Origin of the sequence: Dyella sp. 2RAB6 (assembly GCF_052115385.1) — a bacterium.
Classification (GTDB): domain Bacteria; phylum Pseudomonadota; class Gammaproteobacteria; order Xanthomonadales; family Rhodanobacteraceae; genus Dyella_D.
This window is the reverse complement of record NZ_JBFRGP010000002.1, coordinates 221,865-234,392: the sequence shown is the minus strand read 5'-3', so window position 1 is coordinate 234,392 and position 12,528 is coordinate 221,865. Positions and strand designations below refer to the sequence as shown.

4 protein-coding genes are annotated in these 12,528 nt (G+C 66.7%); all 4 read right to left on the bottom strand.

Translation table 11 applies throughout. The annotated features are described in order from the left end of the window. The 4 genes from AB4083_RS04980 to AB4083_RS04965 all read right to left on the bottom strand — a co-directional run bounded on the left by AB4083_RS04980 (position 1) and on the right by AB4083_RS04965 (position 11,861). Positions 1–723 (bottom strand): FadR/GntR family transcriptional regulator, encoded by a 723-nt coding sequence (locus tag AB4083_RS04980; protein ID WP_441606647.1) that lies wholly within the window; start codon positions 721–723, stop codon positions 1–3. A 191-nt stretch (positions 724–914) separates the two neighbouring features. Continuing rightward, positions 915–2,117, bottom strand: coding sequence for a glycoside hydrolase family 27 protein (locus AB4083_RS04975; protein WP_441606646.1), 1,203 nt, complete (start codon positions 2,115–2,117; stop codon positions 915–917). A 526-nt stretch (positions 2,118–2,643) separates the two neighbouring features. Further along, on the bottom strand, positions 2,644–6,195 hold the full coding sequence (locus AB4083_RS04970; RefSeq protein ID WP_441606645.1) for a hypothetical protein: 3,552 nt from the start codon (positions 6,193–6,195) through the stop codon (positions 2,644–2,646). A gap of 41 nt (positions 6,196–6,236) precedes the next feature. Next, a complete protein-coding gene (locus AB4083_RS04965) occupies positions 6,237–11,861 on the bottom strand; it encodes a beta strand repeat-containing protein (RefSeq protein WP_441606644.1) in 5,625 nt (1,874 codons plus the stop codon). Positions 11,862–12,528: the final 667 nt, after the last annotated feature.

Here is a 12,528-nt window from a genome sequence, read left to right as displayed (position 1 = left end):
TCACGCCTTGGTTTTTCGCGCCTTGCCGCGGGCGCTGCGCAGGTTGGCCTGGGAGTCGGCGATCATGGCGAGCATGGCTGCATGCGCCAGCTTGGGTTGCTTGCGGCGGATCGCCTCCAGCACCTTCTGGTGGTGCGGCAGCGAATACTTGAAGTTGCTGGCGTTGCGCGCGGACAGCACGAAGAAGGTGCCCAGCGCGGTGTCGATCACCGCGAACAGCGAGGACAACAACTCGTTGCCGGTGGCCTGCAGCACCGCCTCGTGGAAGCGCAGGTCGGCGTCGGCCCAGGCATCCAGGGTCTGCGCCGTATCCATCGCCTCATAGGCGGACTGGATCTCGGCCAGTTGTGCTTCGGTGCGACGGCGCGCCGCTGCGGCAGCCGCGGCCGGCTCGATCACCTCGCGCATCTCCACCAGCTTGTCGATGAAGTCGTCGGTGGGCATCGAGGCGCAGCGCCAGGCCAGCACGTCGGCGTCCAGCTGGTTCCAGTAGCGCTCTTCCTGCACGCGCGCGCCGACGCCGGCACGCGATTCGATCAAGCCCTTGGCGGAAAGCACCTTCATCGCCTCGCGCAGCGCGGTGCGGCTGACGTTGAGGCTTTCGGCGAGGGTCTCCTCGCGCGGCAGCACCTCGCCTGGCTGCACCTTGCCGCTGACGATGCGCTGGCCGATCTCCTGCATCACGTGTCCATACAAGTTGCGAACGACGTTCGACTTCCTCATGGAGGGCGCGTCCTTGGCGGGGTGGCGAGGGTGTAATCCGGCGCGATCTTGCCAACTTTTTCAAGCCGCCGCGACCGGCGCAGGTTGGGGCGAGTGCGGCGAACCCCAACGGCCATGCCCCGTCAGGCGCCGTGTTGGGGTTCGCTGCGCTCACCCCAACCTACGCCAACGCCGGCGCCCATAGGGGCGACTTACATCGCCGAGATCCGATACATCACCGTCGCATGCGGCTCCAGCTTCACCTTGATCGAGCCATCGCCCTGCGCATCGGTATGCTTCCACAGATCGCGCATCCGGTACTTCCCGGCCTTCAGCCCTGCCTCCTGCGCGCTCACCGCCACGTCCTGCGCCGCACCACCCTCATTGAAGACCGCCACCGCACTGCTGCCATCCTTCATCGGCTTGACGATCACATGGATGCCCTTGGCATCGCGCACCTGCTTGCCCTGCTTGCCCAGGACATCCTGGTCGACCGCGATCACTTCCTTGTTCAACAGGATCTCCAGCGCGGACGGGCTGATCTTGCGCAGGTCGGTGCCGATCAGCAGCGGCGCGGCCATGATCGACCACAGGCTGAAGTGCGAGCGGTATTCCACGTCGGTCATGCCGCCGTTGCCGACTTCGAGCATGTCCGGGTCGTTCCAGTGGCCGGGGCCGGCGTAGGCGTCGAGGACCACGTTCTCCTTGAAGATCTTCAGCATCGAGTCGTACTTGTCGCTGATGTCGCCGGTGGTGCGCCAGGACGAGGCACCGACCTTGGGATCGGCGCCCCACAGCCAGGCCTTGTTCTCGCCCCATTCGCACAGGCTGTAGAAGATCGGCCGGCCGGTGGCGCGCAGCGCTTCGCCCATCGCGCTGTAGCGTTCCTTGGCGGGCTTCTTCTCGTTATTGCAGTTGTCGTACTTGAGGTAGTCCGCGCCGACCGAGGCGAAGAACGCGGCGTCCTGCTTCTCGTGACCCAGCCCGCCGGGGAAGCCGCGGTTCGCCTCGTGCGGCTCGCAGGTGTTGGTGCCGGCGCTGGAATACAGGCCGAATGCGAAGCCCTTGGAATGCACGTAGTCGGCCAGCGCCTTGATGCCGTGCGGGAAGCGTTTGAGGTTCGGCTGCAGGTTGCCGCTCTTGTCGCGCTGCCAGTCGGCCCAGCAGTCGTCGAGATTGATATGGCGGTAGCCCGCGTCGCGCAGGCCGCTGCTGATCATCTTGTCGGCCACGCCGCGGATCATGTCCTCGTTGAACTCGTCGCGGCAGTGGGTGGAATTCCAGTTGTTGAAACCCATCTGCGGCACGGCGGCGCTGGACCACTCCGGCTTGACCTCGTCGGCGAACGCAGCGGTGGCGAAGGTCACCGCGACACACGCGGCGAGGCGGGTCATCGTTGCGGAACACACTTTCATCGAATCTCTCCAGACGACGGTCGACAAAAAAACGACGGGCGGCGCGCGGTAAAGCTGGGAGGGAGACGCGCCGCCCGTCCGGGGAAACTCGCCGTGATGCGCGGATGCGCGGTGGCGCGCCGCAGGCGCGACCACTCATCCGGCGCCATCGGCACCTTGCTGCTCAACGATTGCCCTGCTCTGCTTCCCGACCAGGCCGAGATGCTCGAGGCCAGCGATCGGACTGGAATGCCCCTCGACATCCCGTTAGTCAGTTAATCATACAAATATGATCAGGGCCGAACATTGGATGGGCGGGTGCGAGAGATCAAGCTGCGATGCAACATCGAGCTGTGGTGCGATGTATTTCGCGGATGCGTGACGCGTTGCCGATGGCAATTAGACGTCCAAGTCTCCAGGCCTGCGGCGGAGAGCATCGAATGGCAAAAAAAAAAGACGCCCAGGCGCACGCGAGGAAGACAGGGACGGACGTCTTTCCCGCCATGCCTCCTTGCACGGAGGCATGGCGCCTGGGCATCAAGCTCGCTCAGTAATAGCCGACGACGTTGAGGAACACGCCCTTGTAGCGATACCCCAGCTTGGTCATATCGTCGTTGAAGTCGGTGAAGTTGTAGCCGAGCCCCATGCGGAAGTGCTTGCTGACGTCGTAGTCCACGCTGGCCAGCCAACCCTTGCGGGTGCCGCCTTCCGAGGCGCGCAGCACGCGGTACTCGCCCATCACGCTGACGCCGCCCATCACGTAGCGGCGGGCCTGCCCGGCGATCATCGTCGCGCGGTTGTCGTACCAGGCGCCGCTGCCGCGGCCAGCGCGGGCCTCGCCCTCGCGGGTGGCCAGCTTCGCCGCGAACTCCCACTGCGTATCCAGCCGGTACACGCCTTCCAGCGAGAACACACTGGAACGCTGGTCGTAGTAGCTGTCGGACTCGGTCTGGCCCGGCGAAGACAGGTCGTACAGATAGGTGTACTTGCCCAGCACCGTCCAGCGCACGCTGTTCCACGGACGCCAGGCGAAGCCGACATTGGTTTCGTTGAAGCGTGCGTTGTTGGTCGGGTCGACCTTGTCGCTGGTGCGCGACCAGTTGATGCGTCCGGCCACCTGCCACGACTCGTTGATCTTGTAGCTGATCCGATGTGTGGTGACCCACTGGTCGCGCTGCTCGGCACCGCGGTCGCGCCGGTATTCCAGCTTGCTCGCCCAACTGGTCGAGGCATCGGTCAGCCCGGCATTGAGGCTGCCCGCATGGCGGTTGACGCGCCCTGCCCCGCTGGCCGCGTCGAGCTGGCCGTCCTGCAGGGTGAAGCCCAGCGTCCAACCCAGGCTCGGATAGAAATCCATGCCGAAGGTATGACCGATGCCGGTATCCGGGCCGGACTTCAGCCACTGGCTCTCGTTATAGAGGTTGGTCTTGTCGTTCACGCGCCAGCGCTGGCCCAGGGTCAGGCCGTCCGGCGTCTGCGCAAGCAGGCTGGAATCGTTGTACAGCGCGGTGGTGTCGACCGAGTAGGTGTAGGCGCCGTACAGCGAGTGATCCGGGTTGAGGCGGTACTCGCCATTCACCTGGGCCGCGTTGCCGCGCGAGCCACGCGTGACTTCCGCACCCGCGTTGGACAGGTCGCCGAACTGATACTTGGCACCGACGGTGAGCGCATCGTTGGTCGGATAGGCGCCGTTGTCGTTATCCAAGGTCACCTGGCCCGTGGCATACACATCGAGCGAACTGCCGATGCGCTGGGTATAGCCCAACGCCGCCAAGGTGCCGGTGCCGCTGCGCAACTGATAGGTCTCGGTGACACGGCGGATCTCGGCGATCAGGTCCGATTTCTCGGCGAGCTGCCAGTCCAGCTGCAACTGCCCCTGCTCCAGCGCATCGCTGCCGCGCTTGGCGTAGCTGTAGCGTCCGGACAGGCGCAGGTCGTCGCGCACCTGGCCGGTGAATTCCGCACCGTACTCCTGGACGGCCAGGCCCTGGCCGGCCCGCGCCACCGAGTAGCCGGCATCGACGTCGCGCCACCACGCACCCACGGTCCACTCGCGTGCGCTCCAGCCCAGCTCGCGCAGGTCCGCGTGCGCATCCACCGCCGTGGCGTTGCCGCCGCGGCTGCCCGATGTCACGGGATTGGTGCGGATAAAGCTGAGACCGCCGTTGTCGGAGTAGAAGATCGGCGCCACCGCGGCATCGCTATGCGAGCGCTCCACCTTCAGATAGGTGCCGCGCCCTGCCTGCAGCGTGACGTCCGCGCCCTTCAGCGTGTAGTCGTCGCTGGAACGCCCTTCGTCGACGTAGGTGCCGCCGACCGCCAGATGTTCGCCGAACCAATGCTTCCCGCGGATACCCGCGGTGACATCGTTGCTGTCGAAGCCGCTGGGCACGTACTCGTAGTCGGCCAGCAGGTGATTCTCGTAGCCACCCTGCGGACGATCGCGGAACAGCGTGCTGACATTGGCCTGGGCGATCTGCGCCAGCGGCCGGGTCAGCAGCAGGCGGCCCTGCATCTCGTTGATGTCGTAGTCGACGCCGCGCACCAGGTTGACGCGCGACACCACGCTGCCGGTGGCCGGATCGCGCACCTCCAGCACCACCTGGTCCGAGCCCGGCAGGATGTCGGTATTACGCAGGTAGTACAGGCTGCCGCCGGTGCCGAGGAACTCGGTATGGCCCAGCACCGTCTGCGCCTGCGAAGCGAACGCCTTCAGCAAGGTAGCCGGATCGCCCAGCGGCGTGCTCTCGCGGCTGCGCCAGTCGATCGCCGCACCGTAGAGGCTGCGCACGTACTGTGCGTACTGCGTGCCGGTGAAGCCGGTCTGGTAGTTGCCCCACAAGGCCTGGCTCTTGTCCCAGTCCAGGCGCAGGTACAGCTTGCCCTGGGTGTCGATGTCGCGATACGTGGTCGAGTCGTCGCCATAGACCGGGTAGTACATGTTCGGGTCGAGGCGGCGGAACACGTCCTTCGGGTCGGCCTTGAAGAAGCCGTTGAACAGGCTGCCGGTAGTGCGCTCGGTGGTATCGGCCTGCGCCGTCAGCAAGTAACGGCCTTCCAGCTTGCCCTTCAGGTAGAACGCCAGGCGCCCTTCGTCGAGGAAACCTTCGCGATAGCGCGAATCCACCGTCAGCGCCGAAGCACCGGCGCCGCTCACCGAACTCTTCGAGGCCGTGAGGTCGGCGATGGCGACCACGAACAGATAGTTGTCACGCACGTTCACCGCCAACGGATAGTGGCTGGCCGCGCCCCCGCTGCCGCGCAAGGCCACGTCGAGCGTGTGCGCACCCGTCGGCAACAGATATTCGGCGACGAACTTGCGCTGCTGGTCGACCGGCACGCTCTGCCCGGCGATGGTCACGGCGTACGGCTCGGGCACGTTCTGCCCGTACACCCGCACCCGCGAACCGCGGATGGTGATGTTCTGCCGCCGCAGCGCATTGCCGCCGAAGGTGCTGTCGAGCAGCGCGCGATCTTCGAGCTGTCCGGCGGTCATCGCACGCAGTTCGCCGGTGGTGCCCTGGCGGCGCTGTTCCAGCGAACGCTGCCGGTCTTCCGGCCGCACCAGTTGCAGGCTGCGCGGATAGGTTTCATCCACGCTGCCGTCCGCGCCCCAGGCGCGCAGCACATAGCTGAGCTGCTGGCCCACCTGCAGCGAGGTGCCGGCCGGCAGCTTGCCGTCCCAGCTGGCCTGCACCACCGCGCCTGGTGCGACGTCGACTGTCGCCAGCGGCGCGGTGAGGTTGCTGTCGTCGCTGCGATAGATGCTGATCTGCATCTTGCGGATAAACGCGTCGTAGTTGCTGTACACCTGGAAGCGCACGGGCTCGGTGACTTGCCCGCGCTCGAACGCGGCGACCGCGCTGCCCTGCACATTGAGCAGGGGCGAGGTCAGCGTCGGATCCTCGGTGGCCCAGATCAGGCCACCGTTGGGAAGATCCAGGCTGTAGCGGCCGCGCGGCGCCGGAGCGGCCTGTGCAGTAGTAGTGGTGGTAGTGGTGGTAGCGACAGCAGCTTGCGCCGATTGCGCCTGGGCGGGCATCCACGCACCCGCGATGAGCACGCCGAGAATGGCGGCGTCCAACGTCCTGATCTGCATGGTCCGGGTTACCTTGGTCGGAGAGTGAGCGCGGCGGGCGTTCATGGCTGCCCTCCCGTCTGCTGGTCGCCGCGCGTGGCGGCGGGCTCCGGTGGTCCATCCGGGTGGTCGTTCCGCGGTGCAGGCAAGGCCTGCTCAGGCAACTTCACGCCGAAGTCGAAGCGCGCGGGAATGCCCTGGGTAATGCGCTTGACCTGCGGATTGGGCGTGCTGAACTCGCTGTCCGGCGGCAGGGTCGCGGGGTCGACCTTCATGATGAAGTTGCGGCCGCGCGCCATGTTCGGCACGTCGATGCCTTCCAGATGGAAGCGGCCGTAGGCATCGGTCTCGATCAGGTTGCCTTCCACCGTGCCGATGCGCACGCCGGGGATGCCGCGCTCGTCCACGCCGCGGTTGACGATGACGTAGTCCACGCGCAGGTTGCCGTTCGCTTCGGTGGTCACCACGCGTTCCACGCTGAGCTTCTCGGCCGAATGGCCCGAAGCCGCATCGCCGCTCAGTACGGTGTCGCTCTGGCCGCCGCTGCGCAGGCGCAGCGTGGTGCCGGCGGCGCTGGTGAGCTGGAAATCGCCGGTGAAATCCGCCTGGCGCAGGCGCTGGGAAACAACGATGCGGCGCAGGTTTTCCGGCTGCGCGACGGTATCGCGGCCACGCAGCGAACCCAAGGCAATACCGTGCAGCAGCGGTGCGCTCGCATCCGCTTCCGGCTGCGGACCCTGCCCGCGATCCACCGTGGTGGAACCGGCGATGTACGCGCCCGGCGCAAAGCCACCCTGCACGCGCAGGCCATCGGCGGTGGCGCTGGCCTGCCAGCCGTCGCCGTTGCGGTCGTCGAACACGGTGCCGAATGCGCGGCTGTCCTCGAACAACGGATCGGCGTCGCGCTGCACCGTGGCCTGCGCCACATTGCTGGTGAGCACGCCATTGAGCAGCATCTGCGCGGTGTTGACGTACTCGCCGCGGGCGGACGCGCCCGGGCCGACGCGCAGCAGATACACCACGCTGATGCTCTTGCCGGCAGCGACGTCGATGCCTTCGATACGGATCGGGCTGCTGCCCGCAAGGCGCCCACCGGAAGTGCCGACGTTGAGCGAATCGGCCACCAGGGTGAAGCCCACCGGAGGCGCGTCGGCCAGTACGGCCTGGTGCACGTCCGCCTTGCCCGGGTTCTGGATGGTCACCGTGTAGCGCACCACGTCGCCGACCTTCACCGTCTGCGGCGTGGCCTGCTTGCTCACGTGCAGCAGCGCGTCGTCGCTCACCGCCAGGGTGATCGAGGCGGTGCTGCAGTTGGTGCGCAGGAGCGTGTCGCAGATGCGGTAGTTCAGCGTGTAGGTGCCGCGCGCGGTACCGGCCGGAACGATGATGCTGCCGTCCGGGCCGATCGACGCGCCACGCAGCCCGCCGTTATCGACCAGGGTGGTGATCACGCGGCCCGGATCGCCGATGACCGCGCCGCCCTGGGTGTCGTTGCCCAGCACCTTGCCGGGCGTGCCGCCGGTGGCGCCGTTGATCGGCGTCGTGCGGTAGTCGTCGTTGACCGCCTGCAGCGGCAGCGACACCACCGCCACCGTGGCCACGGCGCTCTTGCAGTTGGACGGGTTGAGCTTTTCGCAGATGGTGTAGCCGATGCTGTACGTGCCAGCCGGCGTGCCCGGCGCGACCGCGACCTGGCCGGTGGCCGGATCGAGCTGCACGTTCGGGTTGCTGGCCGGCGTCGTCACCGTGAGGTTGACGTTGGCCGGCGTGGCCTTGGCACCGTCGAGCGTGTCGTTGTCCAGCACATTGCCGGCGTTGGGCTTACCCGCACCGCCATCGATGCCGGTGTAGCTGTCATCGGTGGCGACGATCTTGCCGGCGGCGACCGTGATGCTGGCGGTGGCCAAACTGCAATTGCCCGGATTGAGCTTCTCGCAGATCTGGTAGGTGATGGTGTAGGTGCCGGCAGGTGTGCCCGGAGCGACCGAGACATTGCCCGTCGCCGGGTCCAGCTTCACGTTCGGGTTGCTCGGCGGTGTAGTGATCGACACCGTCACCGTGGACGGCGTGACCTTCGTGCCGTTGAGCGTGTCGTTGTCCAGCACATTGCCGACCGACGGATTGCCCGCGCCGCCATCGATGCCGGTGTAGTTGTCGCCGGTGGCGACGATCTTGCCGGCGATGACGGTGACGCTGGCCGTCGCGGTGGCGCAGTTGGCCGGGTTGAGCTTCTCGCAAATGTTGTAGCCGATGCTGTACGTGCCGGCCGGCGTGCCCGGTGCCACCGAGACCTGGCCCGTGGCCGGATCCAGCTTCACGTTCGGGTTGCTGGCTGGCGTCGTCACCGTGAGGTTGACGGTGGACGGCGTGGCTTTCACGCCATCGAGCGTGTCGTTGTCCAGCACATTGCCGGCGTTCGGCTGGCCGACGCCGCCATCGATACCCGTGTAGGCGTCGTTGGTGGCGACGATCTTGCCGGCGGCCACGATCACCTGGATCGTGGCGCTGGCGCAGCTGGCCGGGTTGATCTTGTCGCAAATGCTATAGCCGATCGTGTAGGTACCGGCGGGCGTGCCTGGTGCGACCGAGACGTTGCCGGTGGCCGGATCCAGCTTCACGTTCGGGTTGCTGGCTGGCATCGTCACCGTCGTGTTGACGGTGGCCGGCGTGGCCTTGGCGCCGTTGAGCGTGTCGTTGTCCAGCGCATTGCCGACGGATGGATTGCCGGCGCTGGAGACGCCCGAATAACTGTCGCTGCCCGCGGTGATCGGACCGGCCACCACCGTGGCGGTCGCCGTGGCGGTAGCGCAGTTGCTCGGGTTGAGCTTTTCGCAAATGGAGTAGCCGATGGTGTAAGTGCCCGCCGGCGTACCCGGCGCCACCGATACCTCGCCCGTCGCCGGATCGAGCTTGACGTTGGGATTGCTGGCCGGCGCGGTAACGGTCAGCGCGACCGTCGAGATGGCCGCGGCGCTGCCATTGAGCGTGTCGTTGTCCAGCACGTTGCCGGCATGCGGATTACCGAGGTTGCTGTTGATGCCGGTGTAGTTGTCGTTGGTCGCGGCGATCTTGCCGGCGGCGACGGTGACGCTGGCGGTGGTGCTGGCACAGTTGCTCGGGTTGAGCTTTTCGCAGATCTGATACGTGATGGTGTACGTGCCGGCCGGCGTACCCGGCGCGACCGAGACTTCGCCCGTGGCCGGGTCCAGCTTCACGTTGGGGTTGCTGGCCGGCGTCGTCACCGTCAGGTTGACGGTGGACGGCGTGGTCTTCGCGCCATTCAAGCTGTCGTTGTCCAGCACATTGCCGGCGTTGGCCTGGCCCACGCCGCCGTCGATGCCGCTATAGCTGTCGGGCGTGGCGACGATCGCGGCCGCGCCTACCGTCACATCGGCTTCGGCATTGGCGCAATTGGCCGGATGCACGGCGTCGCAGAGGGTGTACGGAATCTTGTAGGTACCCGCCGGAGTGCCGGGCTTGACGGTGATGGTGCCGTCGCCGTTGAGGGTGAAGCCGCCGGTTGCGGGAGGATTGCCGACGCTGCCCCAGGTCAATGCCACCTGGCCCTTGGTGGTGCCGATCGCCGGCCCGGTGACTGCGCCGAACTGGTCGTTGCCGACCACGTTGCCGGTGCTGCCGCCATTGGCGCCGTTGGCCACGCTGTAGCTGTCGTTCCTGGCGACGATCTGCACGTCGCCGATCGGCGTGTCGGTGGTGCCGGTCGAGGTGACCGGCGAACCGCCACCCGGCGGCGTGCCGGTGATGGTGGCGACGTTATGCAGCGCAACGCCCGCATCCACGTCCGCCTGCGTCACGGTGTAGACGAAGCTGCCGCAGTTGGCGGTCTTGCCCGGATCGATCGAGGTGGGCGAACACGCCAGCGCGGTGCCGCCGGCCATCGGGTCGGACACGGTCAGACCGTTCAGCGTGAGGTTGCCGCTGTTGGTGGCGGTGATGGCGTAGCTGATGGTCTCGCCCGCGTCGGCCTTGGCATTGCCATTGGCGTCGTTGAGCGTGGCGGTCTTGCTCACCTGCAGCGCGGGCGTGCCTTGCACGGTGGTGGTGGCGGTCGAGGTGTTGTCGCCGGTACTGGCGGTGGGCTCGCCGACGGTGGTGTCGGTGCCTGCCAGCTTGACGGTGGCGGTGTTGCTCAGCGTGCCGATGGTGCTGATCGGCGCCGTGGCGTTGATGGTCACCACCACGCTGCCGTTCGCCGGCAGGCTCTGGATCGCACCGGTGATGGTGTAGCCCGCGGCATCGCTGCCGGTGACGTTCACGCCGAGCGCGCCGCACAGCGCGCCGTTGGCGGCGCTGCCGCAGCTCACGCCGCCGGCGCTGACGCCGGTGACGCCCACCGGCATGCTGTCGGTAAACGTCGCGCCGGTGGCGGTATGCGTGCCGTTGTTGCTGATCGCGAGCGTATAGCTCAGCGGCTGGCCGGCCTGCACGGTGGCGGGGGCGGATTTCACCAGCTTCAGGTCCACCAAGCGCGGGATATTGCTCAGCGTGCAATCCACCCGGTCGCCGAGCTGTTGCAGGTCGACCTTGGGCGGGTTGGCCGGATCGAAGCTGCCGCTGGGCAACGCCGTGGCGGAGCCCGGGTTGCCATTGCTGCAGACGATGTTGCGGTCGTACTGGTCCAGCGTGGACTTGCTGCCCGGCGCCATCTCCTCCTTCAGCGTGATCACATTGCCCGGCATGGTGGCCTGGCCGCTGATGTAGGCGTAGTTACCGGTGGCCGCGCCGGTGGTGGAGGTGTTGATGATCTCCTGGCCCTTCACGTTGATCACGCGATAGGTGAACTGGTCGCTGCCGTCCAGGCGGCCGTTCGGCAGCGCCTTGCGCAAGCGCACGCCGCCCCAGCGCACGCCGAAGGCGAAGCCCTGCAGGCTGCTGCTGTTGGTGTGCACCTGGCCCAGCACGGTGAACGGCGAGCCGGTGCGCGTGGTGGAGAACACCACCGCGTTGGCGGTGCCGCTTTTGCCGACCATGCGGATGCAATCGATCATGCCGGCGCAGGCCGAGGTCGGCGTGCTGGGCACGCCGGCGCTGCCGGGTGCACCGTAGGCGAGGTTGTTGGCCGCCGAAGCACCCAGCCATTCCACCAGGTTGAACGCGCTGCCGCCGGAAACCACGCCGAAGTCGAGATATTCGTTGCTGTTGGTGCTTTCGCCGTCGGCGACCACCATCTCGAACGCGTTGGTGCTTTCCACCCCGCTGGGGCCGAACAGGTGGATGTCGCGCAAGGCCACCGTGGTGTCGTTGCCGGTGCTGCCGCTGTTGGTATACAGCGCGGCCGTGTTCGGCTTGTAGATCGTGTAGTAGCCGGTGCTGCCGCTGAACTGCGAGCCGGTCCAGCTTGGCGCCTGCACGCCCTTGAGGCCGGCGCTGGCGCCCACGTTGCTCACGTCGACCGTGAAGGTCATGGACGAGCCGTCCGGCAGGTTGAAGGTCAGCGGCGTCGAGCCATTGGCATTCAAGGTGACGCCATCGAGCTGCAACCAGCAGATCTCGTCGACGTGCGCGCCCTTGGAATTGGGGTCGGCCATGCGGCATTCGTTGGCCTGCGCCACCGTCGGCATGGCCATGCCCAGCAGCAACAACGCCAGCAAGGCGAAGATCTTCTGGTAGAGCGTCGCCCTTGCGCGTTTCCCTGTCCCGCGATAACTACCCGGCAAAGCGGACATATGCCTTCACTCTCATGCTCGTGGCGTCCCGCGCGGCGGAACGACCTGGTCGGAAAGTGGCGCAGCCGTACCCGCCTCGCCGGATCCGGCGAGGTGCATGCAGACGGCAAAAAGCCCCTGGCCGCCACTGCTCGAAAGCAGGACGGTTGCGCCCTTGTGGCGGCTAGAGATGGGGTGAGGAGGTGTCGGCGGCAGTCCCTGCAGCTGCCGTCACAACCTCAGCGCGAAAGCCTTGCTGACGACACCGGTTACCCCCTTTGGCGTTGGCTTCGCGACTCTTCGCGTGCAAGCCAGGCCAATGTCGGCATGTCCCATCCACACCGAATCGGTGTCGTCAGCGGCGCGGATCGTAAGCGCGGCACAGGACGCGGCGGAAGGTGGCGCTGTGGGAACTTGCGTATTGCGCGGCGGGACGCACTTCCGCCGCGCCAAAACTTTGCCGTGCCGCGGTTGGCATCGGAGCGTTGGGGAAAGATGGCTATTTAGCGGGGAAGACGGCGTCGCGGCGAGTGGCGAGCGATTTTGCCGAAGCGGCAGCGCGGGACTGACTTGGCGGGCGATGGAGCTTGCGAAGTTGGCAAACCGACACGGCAAACCGAAGCGCGTTGTACTCAACCGCATTCGTGCGGTGGCTTCAATCGCGCAGTGACAAAACTGTGAACCGGCG

What these genes read in the sequence shown, in the direction of transcription:
- AB4083_RS04965 (WP_441606644.1), bottom strand. Translation starts at nt 11,861, where the DNA reads ATGTCCGCTTTGCCGGGTAGTTATCGCGGGACAGGGAAACGCGCAAGG.
- AB4083_RS04970 (WP_441606645.1), bottom strand. Translation starts at nt 6,195, where the DNA reads ATGCAGATCAGGACGTTGGACGCCGCCATTCTCGGCGTGCTCATCGCG.
- AB4083_RS04975 (WP_441606646.1), bottom strand. Translation starts at nt 2,117, where the DNA reads ATGAAAGTGTGTTCCGCAACGATGACCCGCCTCGCCGCGTGTGTCGCG.
- AB4083_RS04980 (WP_441606647.1), bottom strand. Translation starts at nt 723, where the DNA reads ATGAGGAAGTCGAACGTCGTTCGCAACTTGTATGGACACGTGATGCAG.